Raw genomic sequence first — 263 nt, 5'->3', positions numbered from 1 at the left:
TGCAGGTTGACATTGAATTTTGGGATTAAATGTACAGGATAGGTGGGAGACTAAGAAGCAAGCTCGCCAGAGTTTGCAGAGTCACTGTTGGGATACCACCCTTTTAATTCTAAAGTTCTAACTAGTTACCATGAAGCTGGTAATAGGACACTGTCAGTCGGGCAGTTTGACTGGGGCGGTCGCCTCCAAAAAAGTAACGGAGGCGTTCAAAGGTTCGCTCAGAATGGTTGGAAATCATTCAAAGAGTACAAAGGCAAAAGCGA

General features: G+C 44.9%; 1 rRNA gene. It reads left to right on the top strand.

The features are described 5' to 3' along the window. Positions 1-263: ribosomal RNA gene (locus tag ACU68W_RS09335) — 23S ribosomal RNA — on the top strand; the annotation flags it as partial.

It is taken from the genome of Finegoldia sp. P2-F-LR (genome assembly GCF_052932265.1).
Note: the sequence above shows the minus strand (reverse complement) of the source record. Positions and strands in the feature narration are given on the sequence as shown.